The sequence below is a fragment of the Rhizobium sp. SRDI969 genome (genome assembly GCF_025152725.1).
Classification (GTDB): Bacteria; Pseudomonadota; Alphaproteobacteria; order Rhizobiales; family Rhizobiaceae; genus Rhizobium; species Rhizobium leguminosarum_I.
This window is the reverse complement of sequence record NZ_CP104036.1, coordinates 241,943-268,725: the sequence shown is the minus strand read 5'-3', so window position 1 is coordinate 268,725 and position 26,783 is coordinate 241,943. Positions and strand designations below refer to the sequence as shown.

Sequence of the window (26,783 nt, the reverse complement as noted above, 5' to 3'; positions counted from 1 at the left end):
GCCCTTGTCCTCAGTTTGCCCCGATTGCCGGGTCGTGCGGGACAAGCGGTAGCACGACGCGCACCGCAGTCCCGTGATTGTTGTGACCGGGCCCGGTCGTGAACCGCGCCGAAATCAGCCGCGCACGGGTCTTCATATTGTCGATGCCGCCGCCGATCCGTCCCCGCGCCTTAGCAAGCCCGGTTCCGTCGTCGGAGATTTCGATCGAAAGCCGTTCCTCGTCGGCCTCGAGCCGTACCGTGACGGCGAGCGGCGCGGCATGGCGCACCGCATTGTTGATCGCCTCCTGGGCGATCCGGAACAGCGCAACGCTGACGGTTGGTTCCAGTCGCTCCAGCGCGCCGTGCGTCTCGTCGACAAGGCCCCATTCGATGCCCGATCCGCTGTCGCGGGTCGATCGGTCCAGATGATGCTCGATCGCCTGGGCGAGGCCGAAGAGCTGCAGCACGGAGGGTTTTGCCTGTTCGATGATCTGCCGCAGATCCTGCATGCAATGCTGCAGCGAACGGGAGATCGGCTCCAGCGTCTCGGGCGCCACCTCGCCGTTGCGCGACAGCCGATCGATCCGGCGGGCGAGCCGCGTCAGGTCGGCGAGTGTCTGGTCGTGCAAATCCATGCCGATCCGCTGGCGTTCCTGCTCCAGCGCTTCGGTAAGCTTCAGCGCACCTTGCCGCAGGCCCTCCTCGCGAGCGCGGGCCTCTGCCTCGACAATGGCCGAGCGTTGCGCCTGCTCGGCCGCCTGCAGCGCGAAGAAATAGGGCGTCAGCAAATCGGCAATGATGCGGGCGCGTTCGATATCCTCCATCGTATAGACGCCCGCCTTGTGCGACGAACAGGAGAGTGCTGCGATGATCGTGCCCTGCACCTTCATCGGCACATGCAAGCGGCTCCTCAGCGACTGTTCGACGATCGGCCGCTTGAAGGCGCCCTCGAAGTGGAAACGCGGGTCGGTCATGGCGTCGTCCGCCAGCAGAAAATCCACCTCGCCCCAGAGCAGCGAGCGGATGGGGCTGTTGACAACAGGCGCGCCGGCAAGCCCGCCCCAGGCGGTCTCGATGCCCGTCTCGTAGGCCGTGTGATAGTTGCCGCCCTCAAGCAGCACGCAGACATCGAGATGGTCGTGCGGGATGATATGGGCGACCTCGGCCGCGACGGAACGGATAGCCGAGCGGAAGTCGAGCTGGCCCGCGAGCAGCCGGGAAATGCCGAGATAATGGTCGAACATGGCTGCCGGTACGAGATGCAGCATCGTCAGTTCCTCCCCGAGACGGCGGCAGGCTCCTCAACCTGCAGCGCCCCCTTCCCAGTAAGCGCCTGCGGAAGCGCCTCCGTCTTGCGTAAACCCGCAGCTTGTTGCGCAAATCCCGCAAACGGATTGCCGCCTTGCCCCTGTACAGGCCGATCGATCTCCCGCATCCTGCCCTTACTGAGAGGAGGAAGCTCAGTGCAAGAACAATTTTCACTCGGACCCAATTGGGCCGGCAGGAGTGAATCGATCCGCCGACCAGCGCGATCATCAGGGAGGAAGACATGACAATCCGTAAGATGCTTCTGGCATCGGCCGCTATTGCTTGCGCCGCGATGCCCGTTTCCGCCTTTGCCGATACTGCGGCCAAGAAAATCGCCCTTTCCAATAACTATGCCGGCAATTCGTGGCGCCAGGCCATGCTGACGAGTTGGGGCAAGGTGACGGGCGAAGCCGTAAAGGCCGGCACCGTTGCCGCAGCCGACCCTTTCACCACCGCCGAGAACCAGGCGACGGAACAGGCCGCGCAGATCCAGAACATGATCCTGCAAGGCTATGACGCCATCGTGCTCAATGCCGCCTCGCCGACGGCGTTGAACGGCGCGGTCAAGGAGGCCTGCGACGCCGGCATCACCGTCGTGTCCTTCGACGGCATCGTCACCGAACCCTGCGCCTGGCGCATCGCCGTCAACTTCAAGGAAATGGGCCGCAGCGAGGTCGAGTACCTGTCGAAGAAACTGCCGGAAGGCGGTAACCTGCTCGAGATCCGCGGCCTTGCCGGTGTCTTCGTCGATGACGAGATCTCGGCCGGCATTCACGACGGCGTCAAACAGTACCCGCAGTTCAAGATTGTCGGCTCCGTTCATGGAGACTGGGCCCAGGACGTGGCGCAGAAGGCTGTTGCCGGCATCCTGCCGAGCCTGCCCGACCTTGCCGGCGTGGTAACGCAGGGCGGCGACGGCTATGGCGCCGCACAGGCGATTGCTGCGACCGACCGGAAGATGCCGATCATTATCATGGGCAACCGCGAAGACGAACTGAAGTGGTGGAAGGAGCAGAAGGACGCGAAGGGCTACGAGACCATGTCCGTGTCGATCGCGCCAGGTGTCTCCACGCTCGCCTTCTGGGTGGCGCAGCAGATCCTTGATGGCAAGCAAGTCAAGAAAGACCTCGTCGTGCCCTTCCTGCGCATCGACCAGGACAATCTCGAAACCAACCTCGCCAATACCCAGGCCGGCGGCGTCGCCAACGTGGAATACACGCAGGCAGACGCAATCAAGGTCATCGAGTCGGCAAAGTAAATCTCCCGGCGACTGCCGCGCGGCCACAGATGCCGCGCGGCATTTTTTTGCAAGCAGGCATGGCGGGCAGCATGGATGACGTTGTGAAGGCGGTGATCGCCATCGATGGCGCCAAGGTGAGCTTCGGCGCGGTCAGAGCGCTCGATGGCGTGACCCTCCGCGTTATGCCGGGCGAATGCGTCGGGCTTGTCGGACACAATGGCGCCGGCAAGTCGACCATCGTCAGCGTCATCAACGGCGGCCTCATGCCACACGAAGGAAGTGTGGCGAGCGACGGCGAGCGACTGGAGCGCTATGGCATCAACGCGGCGCGGGCCCGCGGCGTGCGCTGCGTCTTCCAGGAGCTTTCGCTCTGCCCCAACCTTTCGATCGTCGAGAACACGCGCATCATGCATCGCCATCTCGGAGGCTTCGGCTGGCGGAGGCGCGCCGCAAAAATTATCGAGAAGAGCCTCGACGCCGTCTTTCCCGGCCACGGCATCGACAGCAGCCGGGCCGTGGGGGATCTTTCGATCGCCGAGCGGCAGATGGTCGAGATATCAATGGCCTTTTCCGACGCCGGCATTGCGCCGCGTCTGGTGATCCTCGATGAACCCACTTCGTCGCTCGATGCAAGCCTTGCCCGCCAGATGCTCGGCCATGTCCGCCGCTTCATCGCCACGGGCGGGTCCGTCATCTTCATCTCACATATCCTGCACGAGATCCTCGAAACCTCCGATCGCATCGTCGTCATGAAGGACGGCCGCGTCGTCGCCGAACGTCCGGCTCATGGCTTCGACCATCATGGCCTCGTCGAAGCCATGGGCACTGTTGCGAAGGAGGAAACCAAGCGCTCGGCCCGCCAACAATCCACCGCTCCGCTTATTCTGTCCCATCAGGCGAAGGGCCTTTCCTTTGCGGCCCGCAAGGGCGAGATCATCGGACTGGCGGGCCTGGCGGGCCATGGGCAGACCGAGCTGCTGCTTGCCCTGCATACCGCCCAGTCCGGCAACTGGCTGCCCGAGCGCGATCCGCTCGTCACCTTTGTCGCCGGCGACCGCCGCCTCAACGGCGTCTTCGAGTTGTGGAGCATCCTGCGCAACTTCTCCATCGCCTCGCTTGGCGACCTGTCCCGGCGCGGCCTCATCCTTGAAAGTGAAGAGGAGACAAAGGGCGCCGACTGGAAGCGGCGGATAGAGATCCGCACGCCCGATATGGGCAACCGCATCCTCTCGCTTTCCGGCGGCAACCAGCAAAAGGTGCTCTTTGCTCGCGCGCTGGCGACGCGCGCGCCAATCGTGCTGATGGACGATCCGATGCGCGGCGTCGACGTCGGGACCAAGCAGGAGGTCTACGCGATTATCCGCGAGGAAGCGGCGCGCGGCCGCACCTTCATCTGGTACTCGACCGAGATGGACGAGGTCCGCCTCTGCGACCGCGTCTACGTGTTCCGCGAAGGCCGCATCACCACTGAACTCGCCGGTGATGCCGTCAACGAGAAGAACATCATCGCCGCCTCCTTCGAAGGGGTCGCCGCATGACGTTCCGGCTGTCGTCCGACGCCCTGCGTCTTGCCATTCCCGCCCTGTCGCTGACCCTGCTGCTCGCCGCCGTCTTCTGGCTGCAGCCGCGCGCCATGAGCTATGTCGGGCTCAACCTGCTGTTCAACCTGGCTGTGCCGATCGCGCTTGCGACGATCGCCCAGATGATCGTGATGGCGGTCAACGATCTCGATCTCTCGATGGGCGCCTTCGTCAGCTTCGTCGCCTGCGTCACCGCGACTTTTCTGCGGGATGCCCCGATGAGCGGCGTCCTGATCCTTACCGGCGCGATCGCAGCCTATGCGGGCCTCGGCGTCGTCATCTATCTACGCAACCTGCCGTCCATCGTCGTGACCCTCGGCATGAGCTTCGTCTGGGGTGGCCTTGCCGTCCTGCTGCTACCGGCACCGGGCGGGCAGGCGCCGGACTGGGTGCGCTGGCTGATGACCGTCAAGCCGCCGTTGGCGCCGATGGCGATCGTTGCCAGCATCGTCATCGCCTTGGTCGCCCATCTTCTCGTCATGCGATCGTCGCTCGGCGTGCTGATGCGTGGCATCGGCGGTAACCAACGCTCGGTCGAGCGCGCCGGCTGGTCGATTGTCGGCGCGCGCGCTGCCGCCTATGGTCTTGCGGGCCTCTTTGCCGTGCTTGCCGGCATCGCCCTCGTCGGGCTGACCACCTCGGCCGATGCCAATATAGCGCTGCGCTACACGCTGCTGTCGATCGCCGGCGTGATCCTCGGCGGTGGCGAGTTCATCGGCGGCCGCGTCTCCCCGATCGGCGCCGTCATCGGCGCGCTGACGCTGACGCTCGCCGGCTCGTTCCTGTCCTTCCTGCGCATCTCGCCGGACTGGCAGATCGGGGCTCAGGGCGCGATCCTGATCATCGTGCTGGCACTTCGGCTGATGCTGAATCGCCTGGAGAAGCGGGAGAAACGTCGATGACCGCCCTCCTTCGCCTTTTCGGCAAACCCTGGATCTGGTCTTGGCTTGCCGCCTTTGTCGTCTGGTTCCTGACGATCATGGTCACACTCGGCGCCAGCACGCTCGGTCTGTCGCAAGCAGCCCTCACCTTCGCCGCCTTTTCGGTCATCGTCGGCATTGGCCAGATGTTCGTGATCACGCTCGGCCCCGGCAATATCGATCTCTCGGTTCCCGCCACCATGACGCTTGCCGGCACGGTGGCACTGAAGCTGATGAATGTCGAAAACGGCATGATCCTGCCGGGCCTTCTTGTCGCCATTGTCATCGGCCTTGTTGTCGGCCTCGGCAATTATGCGCTCATCAAGGCGCTGCGCATTCCGCCGATCATCGCCACACTGTCCATGAGCTTCATCGTCCAATCCGCGGCGATCTGGACGAACCGGGGCTTGCGCATCAAACCTCCGAGCGTGCTGGCGGAATTCACGACGTCGAACACGCTCGGCATGCCGAACGCGGCGATCGTGGCATTCCTCATCTCGCTCATTGCCTGGTTCCTGCTCGAGAAAACGATCTACGGGCGCTGGATCTCGGCGATCGGCCAGAGCATGCCGGCCGCGCGCATGGCCGGCATACCCGTCGACGGCACGCGTTTCGTCACCTACCTCTTCTGTGCCGTGCTCGCCTCGGTCGCCGGCTATCTGCTTGCCTGCTTCTCCGGCGGCGCAGCGCTCAACATGGGCTCGGAATATCTGCTGATGTCGATCGCCGTCGTGGTGATCGGCGGCACGGCGGTTGCCGGCGGCGATTCCAATGTGCCGGGGATCTGGGGCGCATCGCTCTTCATGTTCCTGGTCGTCTCCATGCTCAACACTTACGGATTCGGCGCGGGCATCCGCCTGATCTTGACCGGCCTCATCATCATCAGCGTCATCATGCTCGCCGGCGGTCGCCGGGCCGGCATGCGATAAACGGGAAGACCGCCATGGCCGAGGCCAGCATTTACGAAATCCACGACGCGCGCTTCCGGCAGATGATCGTGACCAGCGCCGGTCTCGACGAACTCTATTCCGGCTGCCGCTGGGCGGAGGGTCCCGTCTGGTTCAACGATGCGAACCAGCTGCTGTGGAGCGACATTCCCAACCAGCGCATGCTGCGATGGACGCCCGAGAGCGGCGTCTCCGTCTATCGCCAACCCTCCAACTTCACCAACGGCCATACGCGCGACAGGCAGGGGCGGCTGATCTCCTGCGAACATGGGACGCGCTGCGTCACGCGCACAGAGGTCGACGGCTCGATCACCGTGCTCGCGGATCGTTTTGACGGCGCCAGGCTCAATTCGCCGAACGACGTGGTGGTGAAATCAGACGGCACGATCTGGTTCACCGACCCGACCTACGGCATCATGTCGGACTACGAAGGCTTTCGCGCCGAGCCGGAGCAACCGACGCGCAACGTCTATCGGCTCGATCCGACGAGCGGCGCGCTTGCGGCTGTCGTCACGGATTTTATCCAGCCGAACGGCCTCGCCTTCTCGCCCGACGAGACAATCCTCTATGTGGCGGATTCGGCCGCAAGCCACGACGAAAGCCTGCCGCGCCACATCCGCGCTTTCGACGTGGTCGACGGCAACAGTCTGGCAAACGGCCGCGTCTTCTGCCTCATCGATAGCGGCATCCCGGACGGCATCCGCACCGACGCCAGCGGGAACCTCTGGTCGAGTGCGGCCGATGGCGTGCATTGCTTCGACCCGACGGGCAAACTGATCGGCAAGATCCGCGTCCCGCAAACCGTCGCCAACCTCACCTTCGGCGGGCCTAAACGCAACCGGCTTTTTATTGCAGCGACGCATTCGGTTTATTCGGTCTATGTCGCGGTGAGTGGGGCGCAGGTGCCGTGAGGTCTTGACTGTCGCCATGGGTGAGATCGAGCTATCGACCCTGCAATCCGTATCACGTGGTGTTAGCCGATGTCGCCAGCGACATCCCGTGCATGATTGGTGATGAGATCGTCGAAACGAGGGCGACGAGATCGGCCTGACGTGCGGTGGAGGTCTTTGCATAGACCCGGCCAAGATGGGTCTTCAGCGTATTCTCGCTGATTGCCAGAGTTGCAGCACATTGCGCAGCGCTCAATCCTCTGCCGATCTGCAGGACGACCCGCGCCTCGGCCGGGGTCAGGTCGTAAAGCGTGATCAACACCTCTTCTGGCGGAGGCGAAGCCGAAATGGTGGTTGATATGAACACGGCAGCGCATGCAGGCCTAAAAGCTGCTCGAGCCGTCCCTTCGCTCAACGGCAGAATATAGGCGACCGCCGGAGACTGGCCCGGAGTGGAAATCGGAAGGCCGATACCGCGCGACCCCAACAGGGCGTCCGCATGGGCTGCGGCGCCGATTGCTTCCAGCAAAGCCCGTGAAACCATGGGTGTCTGGGCCTGAAGAACGCCGTTTCGCGAGCGCAGAAGTATACGCTCGTCAAGCAATTTTGCCGCATGGGCGTTGGCGTGAAGAACTGCCCCATCTGCCCCAGTGAGAATGACGGGAACTGCGAGGCTGTCGAGGACACCGCGATACATGCCGGTGGTGACGCGCGTCTGATCCAAAAGGTCGCCAATCAGGGAAGCTCGCCGCAGGTGGGGTGAAAGCAAGGCCAGAAAGCGCTGTTCTTCGGCGCTGATGGGCGGCCGGTTCGCCCACGTCGTCGTACTGAATAGTCCAATCCGGTCGGCAGTATCGACGAACTTCGTCGTACACGCCTCGCGTAGGCCTTGAGGCTTTGCCCATTCTTGGAAGAATGCGGATTGCTCCAGTTCCCCTTCGCTGACGAGAGACAATGTCCGCTGCGGCAGATCAATGTCGCCAATGACCGCGGCCCTCAGGCCCGGTATCGCGTCGAGCTCATAGTCCTGTAGCGCTCTCAACTGCTCGGCGTCCCAGGGAGACTGAGCCGCAAACCTACCTCGGCTATCCGTGACGCTAGTGAGTGCAATCGTCGTATAGGCGGCGTCGATGGTGCTGGTAATGCGGGTCATGACACCCGTCCAGCCTTCCGGGCTCAAAGCGCAATCATAGATATCGCCGATTATCGAAGACAGTATTTCGTCACCCAGCCTACTCATGCGGTCCCCTGCGCAATCGCTTCTTCCACCTCTGCCAGCCAGACACTGGCAGGAATACTGGGAGATATGCAATCGAAAGCTTTCGTGGCGCAAGCTCTGCGGGAGACAATGCTTAAGACATCATACTTGCGGGTGACGACGGCGCCGGGAGGGTTCTTTAGACGTCGTTGCTCAAGGCGCGCCGCGCTCTTTCATAGAACTTCGATCTCGAGACCTTCCATGGATATCCGCCACTATCAACTGCGCCAACGCGCAAGAGCCGTTGCGGTATTTATTGTGATCGTGTGGCCATAATGATCGCAACATTTATCAAACTGGCTGTTGGCGCTCTGCTCTTTTGCGCGGCGTTCGCGAGCTCTTCGCTTCCGGCTGCGGCCGCAGCGTCGCCGCCGGAGCGGATCGAGAAAACCGAGGTGGTCGGAACTGCGTTCCGATTTACCTTCTCGAGCGGCAAAGTTCTTCAGGGCGAGGAACTCGTTGGCGCAACCCTGTCCCTACGCTTGTCCGGCGATGCTGTTGCCCACCGTGTCCGCATTGATGACATCGTGACCGACAGCCGTGATCCCGACGGCGAGGTGCTCCTGCACAAAGTCACCGTTGTCGACGGCCGAACACCGGTCGAACTATGCGACCCTGATCCTGATGGAAATCGCTGGATGTTTCCGCTCAAGGGGCAATGGAATTCGGAGGGAAAGATGATTTCGCAGTCCGGTTTTACCCTTACATGTTCAGCCGGAGCACAGGGGAAGTGCGTCCGCTTCGGTTACAAGCCCTGGAAAACCCTGTCCGACGGGACGGATCTGGCGGAGTATCACCGCGCCTGCGTCAATATGGTCCGTGTCGACTATTGCGGCGATCGCGCCACGACCCGAACGGGCATGAAGATCGACATTTACGACGATCGCGGCATCCAACGCGAGGCGGAGAGTTCCGGGAGCGATGAGCTGAGTTTCGAAGCGGGATGGAGTACCGCGGGTGCTGTCTGCGTGGCTCATACCCGTGTCCCGGACAGGATGACACTCGACGGTCTACAGCGCTCCTGTCCCCGCCTCGCCAACCGCCTCGGCTCGGTGCTTTGCACGGCACAGAACGCCAAAACCGGACTGTTCGGCAAGGCGTTGATTTTCAACCGCTCCCATTAGCGGCAACACCGTTTCCTGTCTTCAAATCCTTGAAGCGCAGGAATTTCAAAACCGCTGGATTGTCCTCGGTTCTCTTCAGCCAAAGGAAATGATCATGAAAATCCGCCAACTCGTCGCCGCCGCACTTCTCACTGCGTCAGCGGTTCCGGCATCTGCGGAAACCGTCAGCAATGCCATCACTGCAAACGCGATTACGGCCAATGCCATCACTGCGAATGCCATTACCGCGAACGCCATCACCGCGAATGCGATTACCTCCAATGCCCTCAACACGAACGCTCTTTCAGCCGCAACTGTCGCACCCGTCGGAGAGATAGGCGCCGGTAGTGTCGATGACGTCATTGGCGTGGAACTGCCGAGCGGCAAGACCATCACGAAATGAGCCAGGGAGGGGCGAGCGCTGTTCGCCCCTGCTCTCCAGGCGAAGGCGATGTTTTGACTCGGTTGGATTGCATTCCTCGATGCAGACGGCGATGGCGTCGATCAGCGCTCCAGATCGATCTGCTTCAGCCTGGTTCCGGGCAACAGAACGCCCGCCAGAATATCCTGCAGGACAAGGTCCGTGACATCGTGCGTTTCGGAAGTCTCCTGCGCCGTTCCCTTCGATCGCCCACCCTACTGCGCCGGCTCCAGCATCGCGCAATCTTCTCCGTCGGTGCACTCGCCCGAAAGTGTACGCTGACCGAGCGCAATGATAAGGACGGTGGCGGCCCCGGCCGCCGCAGACACCCAGAACCCGCTCTGGGGGCCGTAGGCATCGACGACCCAGCCCGAGACGAAGGCGCCGAGCGCCATACCGATGCCGATGCCCGTCATCACCCAGGTGACACCTTCCGTCAGCACCGATTCCGGCACGCGACGCTCAATCAGTCCGAAGGCCGTTATAAAGGTCGGCGAGATCGCGATGCCGCTGACGAAGACGGCGGTAGCAAGCAGGGTTACCGAGCTGCCGGCGACGAGCAGCGGCAGCGAGGTCAGTGCGAGGATCGCAACAGCGATCAGCAGCTGACGCTGCAAGGGGATGCGCAGATTAAGCGCGCCGAGGGTCAAACCCACTAGGAAGGAACCGAGGGCATAGACACCGATGACCAGGCTTGCCGCATTCGGCTGACCAAGCTCCTTGGTGATGGCGACAACACTCACTTCAGCGGTTGCGAAGATCGCGCCGACGAAGATCAGCGCGAGTGTGATGATCTGCACGGGACGCTGGCGGATCGCGGAGCCAACCGAAGCCGCGCCGGCGACATGACGCACCTTCGGCTCGGTGCCGCGCTGCACGATGAAGGCGGCCGTCCCGAGCGCCAGAAAAGCCGTGCTCACCATCATGCCGGCTTCCGGGAATAGCGCCACGGCCAGCCCGACCGACAGCGAGGCGCCGGTGATATAGACCAGTTCGTCCGCGGCACTTTCGAACGCGAAGGCCGTGTTGAGCTCGGGCCGGTTGCGAAAGAGTTCCGTCCAGCGGGCCCGCATCAGCGCCGGAATGCTTGGCATGGCCGCCGCGAGGAAGGCTGAGGCAAAGAGCGTCCACACCGGCCAGTTCTGGTTGGCCGCGGCGATCAGCGCGATGAACGCCAGCACCGATACGATGGTTGTGGGAACGACCACTGCCGTCTGGCCCAGCCGGTCGACCGCTCGCGAAATCTGCGGCGAGACCACCGCATTGGTGAGTGCATAGGTCGCCGACACGGCGCCTGCCAGCCAATATTCGCCATGTGCCTGGGAGAGCATAGCAACGATGCCAATCGGCGCCATGGCGATGGGAAGGCGTGCGAAAAAGCCGGCTGCGGAGAAGCCCTTGGCTCCAGGTGCCGCGAATATTTGCCTATACGGATTTGACATGGGACGATCCTTCCAGCTATCGGATAGAACACTTATATACGGAGCGTATGTGTTCAGAAATAATGCATACGCTCCGTATGTCAATGAAAAAGATACGCGGCGTATGCCAATGGAGAAGCCATGCGCAAACCGCGCCGGGAGATGATCGCAGAGACCCGCGGCAAACTTATCGCAGCCGGGCGGCGTGCCTTTGGCACGATCGGCTACGCGGAAGCCTCGATGGACGATTTCACCGGCGAAGCGGGGCTGACGCGCGGGGCCCTTTATCACCACTTCGGTGATAAGAAGGGTCTGCTGCAGGCTGTCATCGTGGAGATCGATGCTGAGATGACGGAGCGGTTGAACGAGGTCTCGGCCGCCGCTCCGACACGCTGGCAGGGCTTTGTCGACGAATGCTCCGCCTATATTGAAATGGCGCTTGAACCGGAAATCCGCCGTATCATGTTTCGCGATGGCCCGGCTGTCCTCGGCGACATCTCGCAATGGCAGAACACCCCCGGCTGTATCGCCGCCCTCTCCCGCAGCCTCGACCGACTCAAGGCCGATGGCGAGATCATCGACATCGACACCGAAACCGCCGCCCGCCTCATCAATGGCGCCAGCAGCCATATGGCGCTTTGGATCGCCAATGCCGAGAATCCGGAGGGGGTTTCGAAGCGGGCGGTCACGGGATTCAAGGCTATGCTGGAGAGCCTCCGCAGGCAGCAAAGAGGTGTTTGATTTCCTATTCAGGCGCCGTGGGCACCAGGTCGTTCCATGACGATCGTGTTCCCGCCTCTGTGTGCCGCCACACTCCGATACTTTTTTGGCATTTCTTGAAACATGCCAGATACGCAGACCCGTCAGACATCACTCCGTCACGAAATGTCGCCTCTGGGCGACAACAACATGGAGTGCCTCATGAAGAAGATAGACAATATTCTCGCCTGGCGCCGCCTTGCCCGCGGAGCAATGGTGATGGCGGTTGGACCAATGTTGCTGTTTTCAGCCGGCTACCTTGTGCCAGCGAGTGCCGCCGACCTCACATCGGACGGGGCGGCGACGCCGATCGGGGCCGACGAAACGATCCGCCCGTTCCAGATCCACGTTCCGCAGTCACAGCTTGACGACCTGCGCAAGCGCATTGCCGAAACGCGTTGGCCAGACAAGGAGACGGTGAGCGACGCCTCGCAAGGCATTCAGCTTTCGCGCGTCCAGGATCTGGTGCGTTACTGGGGCACTGATTACGACTGGCGCAAAGCCGAGGCTGAGCTCAATGCACTTCCGGAATTCATCACGACGATCGACGGGGTCGATATCCAGTTCATTCATGTACGATCGCGTCATCCCAACGCCCTTCCGGTCATTCTGACCCATGGCTGGCCGGGCTCGACCTTTGAGTTCATCAAGGCGATCGGCCCTCTTACAGATCCGACTGATTATGGCGGTAAAGCGGAGGACGCATTTGATGTCGTCATCCCTTCCATCCCCGGCTACGGCTTTTCGGGTAAGCCCACGGAGCTTGGCTGGGGGCCTGACCGCGTTGCCCGAGCATGGGACATGCTGATGAAGCGGCTCGGCTACGCGCACTACGTTTCCCAGGGTGGCGACCACGGCTCCGTTATCTCCGACGCGCTGGCGCGCCAGGCACCCAAGGGCTTGCTTGGTATCCATCTCAACATGCCGGCGACCGTTCCGGGCAATCTCACGAAGGCGATCAACAGCGGAGACCCGGCTCCTGCGGAACTGTCGGCGCCCGAGCGGAATGCCTATGAATCGTTGAGCACCTTCTTCGGCCGGAATGCCGCCTATGGGGCCGTGATGGTGACGCGTCCGCAGACGATCGGCTACTCGCTTTCCGACTCGCCGTCCGGCCTGGCTGCATGGATCTACGAAAAATTTGCGCAGTGGAGCGACAGTGAGGGCATTCCTGAACGCGTTTTTTCGAAGGACGAAATGCTGAATGACATCACGCTGTACTGGCTGACCAACACTGGGGCATCCTCGTCGCGGTTCTATTGGGAAAACAACAACAACAATTTCAGCGCAGACGCCCAGAAGACCAAAGAGATCAAGATCCCGGTGGCCATCAGCGTATTCCCAAAGGAGATCTACCAGGCGCCGGAGAGTTGGAGCAAGCAGGCCTATCCCACGCTGCATTATTACCACCGTGTCGATATGGGCGGTCACTTCGCCGCCTGGGAACAGCCCAAACTCTTCGCTGAGGAATTGCGAGAGGCGTTCCGGTCGGTGCGTTGATACACCGGCGGTAATACCCGTCCGGCGTGTCGACGTCGAGCGGGGCCGCGTCGCCAATCTCGACATCGAGCACGAGCAGGCCCGATGTGGCGATGGCGTTGCGCTGCCGACGCAGCCCTTACAATCCAGTGGGCGGTTTCGTCCACTGGATTGTGATCCTACTTCGCTGTAGAGCGAGGAAGGTATTTTGATGCCGAACCCATCCCTTTAAGGTGCGATTTTATGACAAAAAAAGTTTATCTCGCCGGTCCGGAGGTCTTCCTTCCCAATGCCCGTGAAATGCTCGACCGCAAGGCGGCACTTGCCCGTGAGGCGGGACTTATCCCGCTGTCGCCCGGCGATCTGGAAATCCCGCACACAAACTCGAAGCGCGAGCGGGCGGCTGCGATAAACGCGGTGGACGAGAAGATGATGATTGAGGCTGACGCTATCATCGCCAACCTGACGCCCTTTCGCGGCATTGCGGCCGATACAGGGACAGCCTTCGAACTCGGCTTTATGTGCGCAAGCGGTAAGCCTGTATTCGCTTACACGAATGTGGCTCGCGATCACAGCGGACGAGTGAGCGATCTTTATGGCGGGGCCATCGCCTATGATGGCGACGGTCGATTGCGAGACCCGAATGGAATTGCGGTCGAGGATTTCGGCCTGGCCGACAATCTGATGCTGCACGCCGGGATCGAGCGGCGCGGTGGCGTCCTCATCGTCGGAGACGCGGCGCGGGATGCGCTCTATACGGACCTTGCCGCGTTCAAGGCCTGTCTTGCCGCCGCCGTTGAAAAACTGCGCTCAGGCGCTCAATAATCAGCAGTCCCTCGGTCGACCGCTTGCAGCCCGCTTCACGCCGCCCGAGGGATCGCCGCTCAGTCGCGCATTGTGTGGGTGGACAAGTTTGAGAGTTAGACTAGCCGGACGGCGGCCAAGGGTCGGTATCATGGTCAGGATGCTGATGATTGGTGCTGCTGATCCGGTGCAACATCTGGGGATCGTCGGCGTAGGTCGGTCGCTCGCCCGGCACTTGGGCCAGGTTGGCGTACCAGGATACCCGGCTCTCGTTGCCGTATTGGTTTTCGGGCGGCGCCCGATCGGGCTCATCGAGGGTACCGACCAAAACTCCGATGTCGTCACCATCGGGATAATCGAAGATGAGTGGGGTGCCACAGTCACGGCAAAAACCACGTCGGCCGACGTCCGAGCTGCGAAAATAGCTGATTGCGCCACGCGTCAGGCGAAAAGCGGGCTTCATCACCGGGCAGATGATCGCGAACGGACCGCCCACAGCCTTCTGGCACATCCGGCAGTGGCAGATATGGACGTTTTGCGGCGGCTCCTCCAGCGCGTACCGCACGGCGCCACATTGGCAGCCACCCGTCAGAACGACGGTCTGCATGCGGACAAACCATGGAAAGATCGCGCTGGCTCGCGTTGTATTGGCGGAGTACGTATCACCTGGGGGCGAAATGGTTGAAACGGTGCCCCCGTTTGGTAAGGGTGTGTGTCCAGGGCGGAGGCGCCTTGCCAGCACCCAAAAGTAGCGTCTTCAGTGAGCATAGAGCCGGTCCTCACTTCTCCATTGCAGCACGTTTTCACACCTGCAACCGCGTCCTCAATAACAATTATTTCGCGGGATCGAAAGCCGTCTGTGACGACCTGTTCTGACGGACGTCAACGTCACCTGTGAATAAACATATCTCGACCCACCTTTAGCCGTGGTGGTTCCAGACCGAATGCAACCGGACCATCTCGCTGCCTTGTCCGCGAACTAGTTCTTCATTGCGCCACCGGCGGCCACGATATCGTCCGGCGTATCGACGTCGAGGCAAGCCGCATCGCCGACATCGACATCGAGCACGGGCAGCCCTGACGTCGCAATGATATCGCGCGCGCCGACGTCGCCCTCAAGTCTCAGCACTGCCTGTTTGAGAGCACGCGGCAGAATAACGGGATTGCCGGGCTTGCCGCGTGAGACGGCGCGCACGGCAGCCTCGCCGCCCGCATTGCGAAATGCGAAAATCAAGGCATCGAGATGTGCGGTGGAAAGGCCGGGCATATCGGCCAGCATGACGAGAATGCCGTCGGCGCCGTCGGCCCACTTTGATGAGACACCTGCCATCAGCGAACTCGCCATGCCGCTGGCGTAGTCGGGATTATCGATGAAAGTCAGATCGAGCCCATCGAGCGCGGCCTCGATCTCGCTCCTGCGATGGCCGGTGACGACAATGACGGATCCGGCATCCGCACCGAGCGCGATCAATGCCGACCGCCTCACGAGCGGCACGCCGTCGAATTCGGCCAGCAACTTGTGTTTCCCGCCCTCACCCATCCGGCTTGCCTTGCCGGCAGCGAGAACGACGATCGCGACCGACGCCTTAGGCATAAGCCACCAGTCTTGCCGCGGCGATATCAGCCAGAACCGACAGGGCGAGCGACGTTGCATCCCGTGTCGGGCCGAACATCCCGATAGGCGCCTTGATGCGAGCGATGTCGTCCCGTCTGAAAGGCATGGCTCTCAGCCGCTCGACACGTCGACGATGCGTCCGGGTGCTGCCGAGCGCGCCGATGTAGAACCCAGGCGAGGCAAGTGCGGTCTCGAGAATGGCAGCTTCGGCGTCAAGCTCATGATGCAGGAGCACGATGGCCGTGAAGGGATCGATGATGTCGGCAACCGGCCGGACGCCGCCCGGCGGCACGGCAATCACGTCGTAGCCGGAAGCCTCGGCCAGTCGTACGACGGCTTGCGCTTCGATCGTCTGCCCGGAAATGAGGACGCGGGTACGGGGACGGTAGACGGTCAGGAAATCTCGTTCGAGCCAGCACGTCCGTGGCAGCGGTTCTACCGGTTCGAGCGCCTGGCGCTCTGGCGAATATGCAAGGCCGGCTGCCTGCCTGCGTTCGAGACGCTCCAGCACATGCCGCAAAGCTGCGACATCTTTCAGGACATGGATTGCGACAGAGATTCCTCCACCACAGGGAAGGACGATGTCGAAGAAGGGCGAGCCGTCGCCGAACTTGACCATGCGGTCGCGCCCTTGCGCCATTGCCAGAAGCGCTTCGGAAGCGACGGCGGCTTCGACACATCCGCCGGAGACATAGCCGCAGAACCGCCCGTCTGCGGCGACCACCATATGAGCGCCGAGCGCGCGTGCAGCCCCGCCCCGGATGTCGACGAGGGTGGCAAGTGCCGCCGCGCCAAGACCATGGGCGTCTATCGCGAAGCGAAGCAGTTCCGCAGGGTCGTCGGTGGACGAGGCTCTGACGGGAATTGGCGCCGTGACGGGTGCAAGTGTCTGATCCATGGGAAATCCTACAGGAATTAACGACGGTCCGGCTTTCGCACCGCCGTCGACATAATCACGCCACGTCCGGCAGGCCGCCGATCAGCTTGTCAAGCCTCAGCGGGTAGTGCCGAACCCTGACGCCGGTCGCATTGTAAACGGCGTTGGCGATCGCTGCCGCAACGCCGCAAAGGCCGAGTTCGCCGACGCCCTTGGCCTTCATCGGCGAGGACATCGGATCGGTCTCGTCCATGAAGATCACCTCCTGGTGCGGAATGTCGGCATGCACCGCGACTTCGTAGCTGGCGAGGTCGTGATTGACGAAGAAGCCGCGGCGGGTATCGACCGCCAATTCCTCCGACAGCGCTGCGCCGGCCCCCATCGTCATCGCGCCGATGACCTGGCCGCGGGCGGTGATCGGGTTGAGGATGCGGCCCGCCGCGCAGACTGCGAGCATCTTGCGGATGCGGCTCTCACCGGTGGCAATGTCGACGCCAACCTCCACGAAGTGCGCTCCGAACGTCGATTGCTGATGGGTCTCGGTGAGCTCACCCCACTTGATCGTGTCCTCGCCGACAAGGCCATCCGGACCGGCAGCCTCGGCAAGGGGCACCGAACGATTGCCCGAGCGGACCTCTCCGTTCTCGAAGACGACGTCTTCGGAATTGAAGCCGAGCTTCTTGGCAATGGCTTCACGCAGCTTGACGCAGGCTGCATAGACGCCAGACGTGGAAGAGTTCGCACCGAACTGTCCGCCGGAGCCTGCCGAAACAGGAAAACGCGAGTCGCCGAGCTGGACGGCAACCTTGTCGATCGTGACACCCATCATTTCGGCGGCCGTCTGGGCGATGATGGTGTAGCTGCCGGTGCCGATATCGGTCATGTCGGTTTCAACCGTCACGACGCCTTCTTGGTCGAGCTTCACCCTTGCTCCGGAAGGAAGCACGAGGTTGTTGCGGAAGGCAGCGGCTACGCCCATGCCGACCAGCCAGTTTCCCTCCCGTTTGGAACCTGGTCTTCCCCGTTGACCCCAGCCAAACCGCTCTGCACCGAGCGTGAGGCAGCCGATGAGATTGCGCTGGGAAAAAGGCCGCTCCGGCTTCTCCGGATCGACCTGCGTGTCGTTGACGATCCGAAACTGCACGGGATCGATCTCAACTTTTTCGGCAATCTCGTCGATGGCGATTTCGAGCGCCATCAGTCCGGGGGCTTCGCCCGGAGCGCGCATGGCGTTGCCCTCTGGAAGGTGAAGTGTTGCCAGCCGCATCGCGGTCATGCGGTTCGCCCCGGCATAGAGAAGACGGGTCTGATTGACGGCGGTCTCAAGCTGACCGCCGGGTTGGTCGCCGGACCAACTTTCGTGCGCAATGGCGGTTATCTTGCCGTCACGCTCGGTTCCAATACGGATCCGCTGGATTGTCGCCGGCCGATGAGTTGTGTTGTTCGGCATGAGCGGTCGTGGAAGAGCGACTTTGACCGGCCGCCCGACCGCCTTTGCTCCGAACGCGGCAAGCACGGCGTCGGCTCGCAGGAAGAGCTTGCCGCCGAACCCGCCGCCGATGAACGGCGACATCAGATGGACCTTTTCCTTGTCGATACCGAGTGTGGTCGCCAGATCCGTGCGCCACCAGTCGATCATCTGACTTGACGTCCACACCGTCAGTTCATCGCCGCTCCAGGCAGCGATGGAAGCATGCGGCTCCATCATGGAATGGGATTGGTCGGGCGTCGTGTAGGTCGCGTCCAGAGTGACGGGCGCTGACCTGAAGGCAGCCTCGAAATCGCCGACTGCGGTATCGGGCTGCTGCGATTGGTCCGGCTTGACGGCTTTATCCTTTGCCTGGCCGAGATCGTACACACCCTTTTCTTCGGCGTAGTCGACCTTGACCAGAGCGGCTGCGGCACGCGCCTGCTCGAAGCTCTCGGCAACGACGACGGCGACTGTCTGGTGATAGTGCTGAACCTCGTCGCCGCCGAAGAGCTTGGCGGTGTTGAACTTGCCCTTCTTCCGTTCGCCGACGTCGAGTGTCGTCACGACGGCAAGCACACCCGGAGCCGTCTTGGCGGCGGAAACGTCCATGGAGGTGATGCGGCCCTTGGCGATGGCCGCGCCAACCGGATAACCATAGGCGTAGCGCATATTCGGATCGTGCCACTCATAAGCATACATTGCCCGCCCGGTCGTCTTGAGCTGACCGTCGATCCGGTGGATCGGCTGTCCGACGACCTTCAGATTGTCGATCGGGTTGGTTGTCGCTGGCGTATCGAACTGCATGGCTCAACCCCTTGCTTCGGCAATGACGGCGCCGAGCGTGCGCTCGACCAGATCGACCTTGAAACGGTTCTGTTCGGTCGGATGGGCATCGGCAAGAAGAACGCCTGCCGCCGCCCGCGCGCCTTTCGGCAGCTCGGCTTCGGCTGCCTCGATGCGCCATGGCTTGTGGGCGACGCCGCCGACGGCGATCCGTCCTGTGCCGTCCGATTGGATTACGGCTCCGACCGAGACGAGTGCGAAGGCATAGGAGGCGCGGTCTCGGACTTTACGATAGATGTGCTTGCCGCCGATCGGGGGCGGCAGCAGGACCGCCGTGATGAACTCGCCGCGCTCGAGAACGGTCTCCAAATGGGGCGTGTCGCCGGGCAACCGGTGAAGGTCGGCAATCGCAATCGCGCGGCGACTGCCGTCGGCCTTGACGGTTTCCACAACAGCATCGAGCGCCCGCATGGCGATGGCCATGTCACTCGGATGCGTGGCGATGCAGGATTCGCTGGTGCCGACGACGGCATGCTGGCGGCTGAAGCCGCCGATGGCGGAACAGCCGCTGCCGGGCTGCCGCTTGTTGCACGGCTGGTTCGTGTCATAGAAATAGGGACAGCGCGTGCGCTGCAGAAGGTTGCCGGCCGTGGTTGCCTTGTTGCGCAATTGCCCGGAGGCGCCGGCGACCAGGGCCCTGGAGAGCAGGCCGTAGTCACGGCGAACGGTCTCATGGGCGGCAAGATCGGTGTTGCGGACCAAGGCGCCGATGCGCAGCCCGCCCTCCGGCGTGGGTTCGATCTTGTCGAGGCCGACACCGTTGACGTCGATCAGATGCGTCGGCGTCTCGATCTCGAGCTTCATCAGGTCGAGGAGATTGGTGCCGCCGGCGATGAACTTGGTCTCAGGATTTAAGGCGGCCGCCTTGGCCGCGGCCTCGACGGACGAGGCGCGTTCATAGGTAAAGGCTCTCATGCTCTTATCCCCGCGACTTCCGAAATGGCATCGAGAATGTTGGAATAGGCGCCGCATCGACAGATGTTACCGCTCATGCGTTCGCGGATCTCGGCCGCAGTGACAGCCGCCTGAGCCGTAAGGTCGCCGGTGACGTGGCTCGGTATGTTCGCCTTGATCTCCTCGAGCACGGCCACGGAGGAACAGATCTGTCCCGGCGTGCAGTAGCCGCACTGGAAGCCGTCATGCTTGACGAAGGCCGCCTGCATCGGATGAAGGTTTTCAGGCTGGCCGAGGCCTTCGATCGTGGTGATTTGATCGCCTTCGTGCATCACCGCCAGCGTCAGGCAGGCGTTGATGCGGTGGCCGTCGACCATCACGGTGCATGCACCGCATTGGCCGTGGTCGCATCCCTTTTTCGTGCCTGTGAGATGCAGGTGCTCGCGCAGCGCGTCGAGCAGCGACGTTCTGTTGTCGACCTCGAGATCACGGTTCTCGCCGTTGACCGCGAAAGAAACTTTCGATGTATAGGCCATTTCATTTCCTGGGGACTGTGCCGCTGCGGGCGCGACGGCTCCGGTGACCGCAATCGCTGCGGCCGACGAGATAAGTAGATCTCGACGGGAAAGTTCCAGTTGTGTCTGGCTTGGCATGAAGTGTTCCACCTTGCTCGTTGGACATAGGCGCGCGTCGACGCCGTCTGCTGAGGTAGTGCAACTCCGCCGTCTGATTAGTCCCTTTCCGTTGCATACGGTTATCGATCTAGCTCATGAATTCCCCGAGCCGCGCTCGTATGATGCTGCGAGCCACATATTCAGTAAAGTCGGATTGGATGCTGAAGCGCCCGCGGAGTAACGGCCGCCGATGCGCGCGAAAAAAAGCAGCGCCATGCGCAAAAAATGATGCTTTTCCGGCTTATCTTTATTCCCTACTCCCTATCGAAGCAGGTGACGAAAAGGGATGACCGCATGCCCACGCCGTTTTACTGGAACGAGCTCAACACATATGATTTTGCCGGCCTCTCCCCCGAGACCACGATTGCTATCCTGCCTATCGCCTCGACCGAACAGCACGGCCCGCATCTGCCGGTCGCAACGGATGTCGCGATCGCGACCGGCATGCTGGCGGAGTTGAAGCGGCAGCAGCCGGAGGATCTGGATATCCTGGTTCTTCCGACACAGGAGATCGGCAAGGCCAACGAACACATCTACGGCCCCGGCACTCTGTCGCTCAGTGCCGAACTACTCATCCCCGTCTGGACGGCGATTGGCGCAAAGGTTGCCGAAGCCGGGCTGCGGAAGATGGTGATCGTCAACTCCCACGGCGGCAATGTCGACATCATGAGCATCGTCGCGCGCGAACTGCGCGTGCGCCATCAAATGGCGGTGGTCTCCACCCAATGGGGCCGTTTCGGTCATCCGGAAGGCATGGTCAGCGATCACGAGAGCAAATACGGCATCCACGGCGGTGATGTCGAGACGTCGTTGATGCTCAACTTCCGCCCCGAACTGGTGCGCATGGACAAGGCCCAAAACTTTGCCTCGAAGGCCGAAGGGATGCGAGAGCAATCGAAATTTCTTCAGCCTCTGCCGCCGCATTCGCTGGCCTGGATCGCGCATGACCTCAATCCCTTCGGCGTGGTCGGCGATGCCTCGATCGCCACAGCCGAAAAGGGCGAGGCGATCTGCCGCCATCAGGTCAAGGGGTTTGTCGAGCTGCTCCAGGATCTCAAGGCCTATCCGCTTTCGAATCTCTATGTGAAATAGGCTCAGCCGCGGGTTTCACATCCGGTGGGATATGACCCTTGGCCTGCAATTCCTGCACCAGGCCGAGCAGTTCGGCGAGCAGATATTCGACGAAAAGGCTGGTGGCCGCGTCGAGGGGCGCGCGGGCACGCGCAAACAGCTTCATCTGCTGGTAACGCGCATGCGGCTCGGCGATCGGCCGGAAGACAAGTTCACCGCGCCGGCATTCGGTGATGACGTCGAGCGGATTGAGCAGCGTCAGCCCTGTGCCGCATTTGACAAGCTGTTTCAGCATCTCCGATGCATTGGTTTCCAGCACCGGCTCGACCGAGATGGGCAGGCGCGCAAAAGCAAGGTTGATCACCTCGCGCAGGCTGGTGCCCGGCTGCGCCAGAACCAGTTTTTCCTGGGTGACATCGGCAAGGTTGATCGGCCCGGGGCCGATCAGCTGATGCCCCGGCGGCAGCACGACACCGATCGGGATATCGAAATTTCCGAGGGTGCGGATGCCGGGCATGGCGGGGATGTTGAAGCCGAGACCGATATCCACCTCGCCTGATACAACAGGGCTGGCCGTCGTGCCGCCGGTATCGTTGCGCAGCTGGACGAAGACGCGCGGATGCTCTGAAAGAAAGCGCGCGATGATTTCGGGCAGCGGCCCGGCGGCAAGCCCAACGGTCGTCACCATGCGCACCTTGCCTGCCTGCTGCATCTTGAGGCTGCGGATGCGCCCCTCCAGGCGCTCATAATTCTTCAGCACGTCCCGAATATGCTCGATGCAGAGTTCGCCGGCAGCCGTGAGCCGCAGGCCACGCGGCAGCCGCTCGAAAAGCGGCGCCCCGATCTCATCCTCCAGCGCCAAAATCTGCCTGTTGACCGCCGACGACGCCACGTTGAGGCGCGCGGCCGCCTTGCGGATCGAACCGCAACGGGCGATCTCATTGATGTAAAGAAGGCGTCTGGAGTGCAACATGATCTCTCCAATGCATAAATTTTGCGCATGGCGCACAAATTATCTTCAGCTTTCCCAGAGATGCCGAAAAGGCATCAATGCGCACGAATTTTGATGCTTTTCAAAGCGCATGGCAATGGCTCAAATTCCCTCAAAAGGGGGCTGAGCAAGGCTTCCCTCGGCTCAAAAAGGGAACTGCCAACCATGTTGAAAGCACAGACGAAGATGCAATTCCTGCGCTGCCTCGGCCTCGCCTCGGTACTTGCCGCCGCCTCGCCGGCGCTCGCCCTCGACAAGGTGAGCTACGGGACGAACTGGCTTGCCCAGGCGGAACATGGCGGCTTCTACCAAGCCGTCGCCGACGGCACCTATGCAAAATATGGCCTCGACGTCACCATCGTGCAGGGCGGCCCGAATGCTGCAAACAGCGCGCTGCTGATCTCCGGCAAGCTCGATTTCTACATGGGCGGTCCGCAGGGAGAGGTATCCGCCGTCGAACAGGGCATTCCGCTGGTCGATGTCGCAGCAATCTTCCAAAAGGATCCCCAGGTGCTGATCGCCCATCCGGATAACGGCATCGACAAGTTCGAGGATCTCGCCAAGCTGAAAACGTTGTTCCTCAGCAAGGACGGCTACCTCACCTATTTCGAATGGATGAAGGCCAACTTCAAAGGCTTCAAGGACGAGCAGTACAAGCCCTATAACTTCAGTCCCGCGCCCTTCCTTGCAGACAAGGACTCAGCTCAGCAGGGGTACCTGACCTCCGAACCCTACGAGATCCAGAAGCAGGCAGGCTTCGAGCCGAAGGTCTTCCTGCTCGCCGACAACGGCTACTCGCCCTATTCGACGATGATCACGACGACGCAGACAATGATCGACGGCAAACCCGACGTCGTGCAGCGCTTCGTCGATGCCTCGATCGAAGGCTGGTACAACTACCTCTACGGCGACAACGCCAAGGCGAACGAACTGATCAAGAAGGATAATCCTGAAATGACGGATGGCCAGCTCGCCTACTCCATCGCCAAGATGAAGGAATACGGGATCATCGAATCCGGTGATAGCCTCGACAAGGGCATCGGCTGCATCACCGATGCGCACTACAAGACGTTCTTCAACGAGATGGTGGCGATCAAGGTCTTCAAGCCGGAGACGGACTACACCAAAGCCTTTACGACGAAGTTCGTCTGCAAGAGCACCGGCGTGGCACTGAAGAAGTAGGCCGACTGACGGCTCTCCTGGTCCGCCATCGAGGATGTGGCGGGCCGTATCCTCCCGCATGAACGAGACAGCAATGCTCCCAGCAAACGCCCAGGCGGTATCCCCGAAAGAGACGCGCAAGCAGCCGCTTGTTGTCATGCAGTCGGTCTCGAAGGTCTTTTCCAGCGGCACTGCCGCGCTTTCGAACATGTCGCTCACGGTCGAAAGCGGCGAGTTCGTCAGCCTGCTCGGCCCTTCCGGATGCGGCAAGTCGACGGCGCTGCGCATCATAGCCGGTCTCGGCGATGTCACCTCGGGAACGATCGACTGGCCGAGTTCTCGCATCAATTCCAGAGGTCTGCCGGAGGGCGATATCGGCTTTGTCTTCCAGGAGCCGACGTTGATGCCCTGGAAGAACGTGTTCGACAATGTCCATCTGCCGCTGAGGTTGAGGGGCGTTTCGAAGGCAGCCGCGCATGATCAAATCATGGAAGTGCTGACCACCGTCGGCCTTCAGGATTTTGCCAAGGGCTATCCGCGCGAACTTTCCGGCGGCATGAAGATGCGCGTCTCGATCGCCCGTGCGCTGGTGACGAAGCCGAAGCTGCTGCTGATGGATGAGCCTTTCGCCGCGCTCGATGAGATCACCCGCCAGAAGCTCAACGACGACGTGCTGCGGCTATGGAAAGCGACCGGCATTACGGTGATTTTCGTGACGCATTCGGTCTTCGAGTCCGCCTATCTCTCGAACCGCATCGTCGTGATGAAGGCAAGGCCCGGGCGCGTGCATGCCGACGTCCCGCTGATCACCAGCCTCGAACGCGACGCGCACTACCGCACCTCGGAGGAATACCGCAAGGCCTGCGAAACGGTGTCGCATTCGCTGATCGGGGCGATCAATTCGGCAGGGGATCATTGATGAGCGACGAAACAGACACATCGCCGCTGCTCGTTAAGGGTACCGCAAGCGCAAGGCGCCGCGATCTTGCGCTGCGCATCGCCATCCCCTTCCTCGTCATCGCCCTGATGATCCTCGTCTGGTACGCCTATGTGAAACTGTCGGGCGTGCCGCCTTATATCCTGCCAGGACCGGCCGCTGTGGCAAACGCCTTCGTGACGGATTGGGGTACGCTTGCCCCTGCCCTCTGGGTCACCACCAAGATCACCTTCATCTCACTGATGCTGGCGCTTGCCGGCGGCGTCGGCTTTGCGATCTTTCTCGTGCAGTCGCGCTGGGTCGAGCTTGCCTTCTATCCCCTTGCCGTCATCCTGCAGGTAACGCCAATCGTCGCCATCTCGCCGCTGATCCTGATCTACGCGCCCTCCACGCAGGTTGCGCTGCTGATCTGCGCCTTCCTCGTCGCCTTTTTCCCGATCCTGTCGAATATGGTCCAGGGCCTGAAGAGCGTCGACCACAATCTGATCAACCTCTTTGAGCTCTACGGCGCCTCGCGCTGGCAGACGCTGCTCTTTCTCAAACTGCCTGCCGCACAACCCTATTTCATGACCGGTCTTCGCATCGGCGGCGGCCTGGCGCTGATCGCCGCCGTCGTCGCCGAATTTGCCGCGGGCTCTGCCGGTGCCGGCTCCGGTCTCGCCTTCCGCCTGCTGGAAGCACAGTACCGGATGAACATACCGCGGCTCTTTGCGGCGCTGTTGATGCTCTCCATGCTTGGGGTGGCGATCTTCGGCCTCACCACCTTCATCGCCTGGTTGAGCCTTCATCGCTGGCATGAAAGCAGCATCAAACGGGAAAACTGATGACCTATTCCTTCATATCCCCGCCGAATGCGGCCCGCTTCGTGCTGAGCAATGCGACGGTGCCCGCCATCACCGTCGAGCATCTCGACGTGCCGGTCAAGGAAGGGCTGGCCACGGTCGATATCGTCATCAGCGACGGCATGATTGCCGCCATCCGGCCGGCCGGCGCTGCACCCGCCGATTATGCCAGGACCGATCTTAAGGACGGCATGGTCTGGCCGTGCTTTGCCGATATCCATACCCATCTTGACAAAGGCCATATCTGGCCGCGCCAGGCCAATCCCGACGGCAGCTTCATGGGTGCGCTCGATGCCGTCAGGGCCGACCGGGAAGCCAACTGGTCAGCCGCAGACGTCAAACGGCGCATGGAATTCTCGCTCCGCTCCGCCTATGCCCATGGCACCAGCCTGATCCGCACGCACCTGGATTCGCTTGCGCCCCAGCATCGCATCTCCTTCGAGGTTTTTGCCGAAATCCGGGATGTCTGGAAGGACAGAATTGCGCTGCAGGCGGTCGCCCTCTTCCCGCTGGATGCCATGGCAGACAGCGCCTTCTTTGCCGATCTCGTCACAACAATCCGACAGAACGGCGGCCTGCTTGGCGGCGTCACCCGGATGGGGCCGGAGCTTGTCTGGCAGCTCGACACGCTCTTCAGGACTGCCGCAGAGCAGGGCCTGGATGTCGATCTGCATGTCGACGAGACGGATGATCGCGGCGCGGAAACACTGAAGGCAATCGCCGAGGCCGTGCTGCGCAACGGGTTCGAGGGCAAGGTGACCGCCGGTCATTGCTGCTCGCTCGCCCGCCAGGACGAAGACACCGCCGCGCGCACCGTCGAGTTGGTCGCCAAGGCGGGTATCGCGGTCATCTCACTGCCGATGTGCAACATGTATCTGCAGGATCGCTATCCCGGCCGCACCCCGCGCTGGCGCGGCGTCACGCTGTTCAAGGAACTGGCCGCCGCCGGTGTCGCGACCGCGGTCGCATCCGACAATACCCGCGACCCCTTCTATGCCTATGGCGACCTCGATCCGGTGGAGGTCTTCCGCGAGGCCGTGCGGATTCTGCATCTCGATCACCCGCTCGATACCGCCGCCCGTGTCGTCACCACCTCGCCCGCCGCCATCGTCGGACGGCCGGACAAGGGCCGCATCGCCGCCGGCGATCCGGCCGATCTCGTGCTCTTCAGCGCGCGGCGCTGGAGTGAATTCCTGTCCCGTCCGCAGTCTGACCGCGTCGTGCTTCGCCGCGGCAAGGTGATCGACCGCAGCCTGCCGGATTACCGTGAACTCGATAACGTCGTTGGAGCCTGAC

At 61.9% G+C, this 26,783-nt stretch carries 25 protein-coding genes; 15 read left to right on the top strand and 10 right to left on the bottom strand.

What is annotated here, in order from left to right; all coding sequences use genetic code 11:
- Positions 1–10: 10 nt before the first annotated feature.
- Positions 11–1,249: a GAF domain-containing sensor histidine kinase gene (locus tag N2A41_RS25435; RefSeq protein ID WP_260111403.1), complete on the bottom strand. Its 1,239-nt coding sequence runs from the start codon at positions 1,247–1,249 to the stop codon at positions 11–13.
- A gap of 281 nt (positions 1,250–1,530) precedes the next feature.
- Here N2A41_RS25435 and N2A41_RS25430 point away from each other — a divergent pair, with 281 nt between their 5' ends.
- From N2A41_RS25430 to N2A41_RS25410, 5 genes are all read left to right on the top strand, one after another.
- Complete coding sequence (locus tag N2A41_RS25430) at positions 1,531–2,547, top strand: ABC transporter substrate-binding protein (protein WP_260111402.1); 1,017 nt, start codon at positions 1,531–1,533, stop codon at positions 2,545–2,547.
- A 71-nt stretch (positions 2,548–2,618) separates the two neighbouring features.
- Complete coding sequence (locus tag N2A41_RS25425; protein ID WP_260111401.1) at positions 2,619–4,067, top strand: sugar ABC transporter ATP-binding protein; 1,449 nt, start codon at positions 2,619–2,621, stop codon at positions 4,065–4,067.
- On the top strand, positions 4,064–5,011 hold the full coding sequence (locus tag N2A41_RS25420; RefSeq protein ID WP_222281307.1) for an ABC transporter permease: 948 nt from the start codon (positions 4,064–4,066) through the stop codon (positions 5,009–5,011). The genes N2A41_RS25425 and N2A41_RS25420 overlap by 4 nt, the downstream gene beginning before the upstream one ends.
- A complete protein-coding gene (locus tag N2A41_RS25415) occupies positions 5,008–5,958 on the top strand; it encodes an ABC transporter permease (RefSeq protein WP_260111400.1) in 951 nt (316 codons plus the stop codon). Before N2A41_RS25420 ends, N2A41_RS25415 begins: the two co-directional genes overlap by 4 nt.
- A 14-nt stretch (positions 5,959–5,972) precedes the next feature.
- Positions 5,973–6,887: an SMP-30/gluconolactonase/LRE family protein gene (locus N2A41_RS25410; RefSeq protein ID WP_222313345.1), complete on the top strand. Its 915-nt coding sequence runs from the start codon at positions 5,973–5,975 to the stop codon at positions 6,885–6,887.
- A 52-nt stretch (positions 6,888–6,939) separates the two neighbouring features.
- Here the strand turns inward: N2A41_RS25410 and N2A41_RS25405 are convergent, their stop codons facing one another.
- Positions 6,940–8,106: a helix-turn-helix transcriptional regulator gene (locus tag N2A41_RS25405; RefSeq protein WP_260111399.1), complete on the bottom strand. Its 1,167-nt coding sequence runs from the start codon at positions 8,104–8,106 to the stop codon at positions 6,940–6,942.
- A gap of 293 nt (positions 8,107–8,399) precedes the next feature.
- Here N2A41_RS25405 and N2A41_RS25400 point away from each other — a divergent pair, with 293 nt between their 5' ends.
- Positions 8,400–9,248, top strand: coding sequence for an ADYC domain-containing protein (locus N2A41_RS25400; RefSeq protein ID WP_260111398.1), 849 nt, complete (start codon positions 8,400–8,402; stop codon positions 9,246–9,248).
- Between the two features lie 88 nt (positions 9,249–9,336).
- Positions 9,337–9,630: a hypothetical protein gene (locus N2A41_RS25395; protein WP_260111397.1), complete on the top strand. Its 294-nt coding sequence runs from the start codon at positions 9,337–9,339 to the stop codon at positions 9,628–9,630.
- 233 nt (positions 9,631–9,863) lie between these two features.
- Here N2A41_RS25395 and N2A41_RS25390 read toward each other — a convergent pair whose 3' ends face one another.
- The gene (locus tag N2A41_RS25390; RefSeq protein WP_260111396.1) at positions 9,864–11,090 is read right to left on the bottom strand and encodes an MFS transporter; all 1,227 of its coding nucleotides are present in this window, start codon (positions 11,088–11,090) and stop codon (positions 9,864–9,866) included.
- A gap of 120 nt (positions 11,091–11,210) precedes the next feature.
- Here N2A41_RS25390 and N2A41_RS25385 point away from each other — a divergent pair, with 120 nt between their 5' ends.
- The 3 genes from N2A41_RS25385 (at position 11,211) to N2A41_RS25370 (ending at position 14,132) form a co-directional block, all read left to right on the top strand.
- Positions 11,211–11,810: a TetR/AcrR family transcriptional regulator gene (locus N2A41_RS25385; RefSeq protein WP_162115825.1), complete on the top strand. Its 600-nt coding sequence runs from the start codon at positions 11,211–11,213 to the stop codon at positions 11,808–11,810.
- A gap of 180 nt (positions 11,811–11,990) precedes the next feature.
- Positions 11,991–13,328: an epoxide hydrolase family protein gene (locus N2A41_RS25380; RefSeq protein WP_260111395.1), complete on the top strand. Its 1,338-nt coding sequence runs from the start codon at positions 11,991–11,993 to the stop codon at positions 13,326–13,328.
- A gap of 222 nt (positions 13,329–13,550) precedes the next feature.
- A complete protein-coding gene (locus tag N2A41_RS25370) occupies positions 13,551–14,132 on the top strand; it encodes a nucleoside 2-deoxyribosyltransferase (RefSeq protein WP_017967695.1) in 582 nt (193 codons plus the stop codon).
- A 100-nt stretch (positions 14,133–14,232) separates the two neighbouring features.
- Here N2A41_RS25370 and N2A41_RS25365 read toward each other — a convergent pair whose 3' ends face one another.
- The 6 genes from N2A41_RS25365 to paoA form a co-directional block, all read right to left on the bottom strand.
- Complete coding sequence (locus N2A41_RS25365) at positions 14,233–14,718, bottom strand: GFA family protein (RefSeq protein ID WP_260111394.1); 486 nt, start codon at positions 14,716–14,718, stop codon at positions 14,233–14,235.
- Positions 14,719–15,090: 372 nt separating this feature from the next.
- Positions 15,091–15,705, bottom strand: a complete 615-nt coding sequence (locus N2A41_RS25360; RefSeq protein ID WP_260059674.1) for a nucleotidyltransferase family protein — start codon at positions 15,703–15,705, stop codon at positions 15,091–15,093.
- Entirely contained in the window at positions 15,698–16,624 is a 927-nt protein-coding gene (locus N2A41_RS25355; protein WP_260059673.1) for an XdhC family protein, read from the bottom strand. The genes N2A41_RS25360 and N2A41_RS25355 overlap by 8 nt, the downstream gene beginning before the upstream one ends.
- Positions 16,625–16,679: 55 nt before the next feature.
- Entirely contained in the window at positions 16,680–18,878 is a 2,199-nt protein-coding gene (gene paoC, locus N2A41_RS25350; RefSeq protein WP_260059672.1) for an aldehyde oxidoreductase molybdenum-binding subunit PaoC, read from the bottom strand.
- Positions 18,879–18,881: 3 nt separating this feature from the next.
- A complete protein-coding gene (locus N2A41_RS25345; protein WP_260059670.1) occupies positions 18,882–19,832 on the bottom strand; it encodes an FAD binding domain-containing protein in 951 nt (316 codons plus the stop codon).
- Entirely contained in the window at positions 19,829–20,476 is a 648-nt protein-coding gene (gene paoA / locus N2A41_RS25340) for an aldehyde dehydrogenase iron-sulfur subunit PaoA (protein ID WP_260059669.1), read from the bottom strand. The genes N2A41_RS25345 and paoA overlap by 4 nt, the downstream gene beginning before the upstream one ends.
- A 234-nt stretch (positions 20,477–20,710) precedes the next feature.
- Here paoA and N2A41_RS25335 point away from each other — a divergent pair, with 234 nt between their 5' ends.
- Positions 20,711–21,577 (top strand): creatininase family protein, encoded by an 867-nt coding sequence (locus N2A41_RS25335; protein ID WP_170259460.1) that lies wholly within the window; start codon positions 20,711–20,713, stop codon positions 21,575–21,577.
- On the opposite strand, the gene N2A41_RS25330 is transcribed toward N2A41_RS25335, so the two are convergent.
- Positions 21,540–22,529, bottom strand: a complete 990-nt coding sequence (locus tag N2A41_RS25330) for a LysR family transcriptional regulator (protein WP_260111393.1) — start codon at positions 22,527–22,529, stop codon at positions 21,540–21,542. The genes N2A41_RS25335 and N2A41_RS25330 overlap by 38 nt on opposite strands.
- 183 nt (positions 22,530–22,712) lie before the next feature.
- On the opposite strand from N2A41_RS25330, the gene N2A41_RS25325 reads away from it, so the two are divergent.
- The 4 genes from N2A41_RS25325 (at position 22,713) to N2A41_RS25310 (ending at position 26,782) form a co-directional block, all read left to right on the top strand.
- Entirely contained in the window at positions 22,713–23,729 is a 1,017-nt protein-coding gene (locus N2A41_RS25325; protein WP_260111392.1) for an ABC transporter substrate-binding protein, read from the top strand.
- A gap of 73 nt (positions 23,730–23,802) precedes the next feature.
- Positions 23,803–24,627, top strand: coding sequence for an ABC transporter ATP-binding protein (locus N2A41_RS25320; RefSeq protein WP_260111391.1), 825 nt, complete (start codon positions 23,803–23,805; stop codon positions 24,625–24,627).
- Positions 24,627–25,469, top strand: coding sequence for an ABC transporter permease (locus N2A41_RS25315; protein WP_130818229.1), 843 nt, complete (start codon positions 24,627–24,629; stop codon positions 25,467–25,469). Before N2A41_RS25320 ends, N2A41_RS25315 begins: the two co-directional genes overlap by 1 nt.
- Entirely contained in the window at positions 25,469–26,782 is a 1,314-nt protein-coding gene (locus N2A41_RS25310) for a cytosine deaminase (RefSeq protein WP_260111390.1), read from the top strand. The genes N2A41_RS25315 and N2A41_RS25310 overlap by 1 nt, the downstream gene beginning before the upstream one ends.
- The last annotated feature ends 1 nt before the right edge of the window (position 26,783 follow it).

Coding starts and splice junctions, on each gene's coding strand:
- N2A41_RS25435 (WP_260111403.1), bottom strand. CDS start 1,249: ATGCTGCATCTCGTACCGGCAGCCATGTTCGACCATTATCTCGGCATT.
- N2A41_RS25430 (WP_260111402.1), top strand. CDS start 1,531: ATGACAATCCGTAAGATGCTTCTGGCATCGGCCGCTATTGCTTGCGCC.
- N2A41_RS25425 (WP_260111401.1), top strand. CDS start 2,619: ATGGATGACGTTGTGAAGGCGGTGATCGCCATCGATGGCGCCAAGGTG.
- N2A41_RS25420 (WP_222281307.1), top strand. CDS start 4,064: ATGACGTTCCGGCTGTCGTCCGACGCCCTGCGTCTTGCCATTCCCGCC.
- N2A41_RS25415 (WP_260111400.1), top strand. CDS start 5,008: ATGACCGCCCTCCTTCGCCTTTTCGGCAAACCCTGGATCTGGTCTTGG.
- N2A41_RS25410 (WP_222313345.1), top strand. CDS start 5,973: ATGGCCGAGGCCAGCATTTACGAAATCCACGACGCGCGCTTCCGGCAG.
- N2A41_RS25405 (WP_260111399.1), bottom strand. CDS start 8,106: ATGAGTAGGCTGGGTGACGAAATACTGTCTTCGATAATCGGCGATATC.
- N2A41_RS25400 (WP_260111398.1), top strand. CDS start 8,400: ATGATCGCAACATTTATCAAACTGGCTGTTGGCGCTCTGCTCTTTTGC.
- N2A41_RS25395 (WP_260111397.1), top strand. CDS start 9,337: ATGATCATGAAAATCCGCCAACTCGTCGCCGCCGCACTTCTCACTGCG.
- N2A41_RS25390 (WP_260111396.1), bottom strand. CDS start 11,090: ATGTCAAATCCGTATAGGCAAATATTCGCGGCACCTGGAGCCAAGGGC.
- N2A41_RS25385 (WP_162115825.1), top strand. CDS start 11,211: ATGCGCAAACCGCGCCGGGAGATGATCGCAGAGACCCGCGGCAAACTT.
- N2A41_RS25380 (WP_260111395.1), top strand. CDS start 11,991: ATGAAGAAGATAGACAATATTCTCGCCTGGCGCCGCCTTGCCCGCGGA.
- N2A41_RS25370 (WP_017967695.1), top strand. CDS start 13,551: ATGACAAAAAAAGTTTATCTCGCCGGTCCGGAGGTCTTCCTTCCCAAT.
- N2A41_RS25365 (WP_260111394.1), bottom strand. CDS start 14,718: ATGCAGACCGTCGTTCTGACGGGTGGCTGCCAATGTGGCGCCGTGCGG.
- N2A41_RS25360 (WP_260059674.1), bottom strand. CDS start 15,705: ATGCCTAAGGCGTCGGTCGCGATCGTCGTTCTCGCTGCCGGCAAGGCA.
- N2A41_RS25355 (WP_260059673.1), bottom strand. CDS start 16,624: ATGGATCAGACACTTGCACCCGTCACGGCGCCAATTCCCGTCAGAGCC.
- paoC (WP_260059672.1), bottom strand. CDS start 18,878: ATGCAGTTCGATACGCCAGCGACAACCAACCCGATCGACAATCTGAAG.
- N2A41_RS25345 (WP_260059670.1), bottom strand. CDS start 19,832: ATGAGAGCCTTTACCTATGAACGCGCCTCGTCCGTCGAGGCCGCGGCC.
- N2A41_RS25335 (WP_170259460.1), top strand. CDS start 20,711: ATGATGCTTTTCCGGCTTATCTTTATTCCCTACTCCCTATCGAAGCAG.
- N2A41_RS25330 (WP_260111393.1), bottom strand. CDS start 22,529: ATGTTGCACTCCAGACGCCTTCTTTACATCAATGAGATCGCCCGTTGC.
- N2A41_RS25325 (WP_260111392.1), top strand. CDS start 22,713: ATGTTGAAAGCACAGACGAAGATGCAATTCCTGCGCTGCCTCGGCCTC.
- N2A41_RS25320 (WP_260111391.1), top strand. CDS start 23,803: ATGCTCCCAGCAAACGCCCAGGCGGTATCCCCGAAAGAGACGCGCAAG.
- N2A41_RS25315 (WP_130818229.1), top strand. CDS start 24,627: ATGAGCGACGAAACAGACACATCGCCGCTGCTCGTTAAGGGTACCGCA.
- N2A41_RS25310 (WP_260111390.1), top strand. CDS start 25,469: ATGACCTATTCCTTCATATCCCCGCCGAATGCGGCCCGCTTCGTGCTG.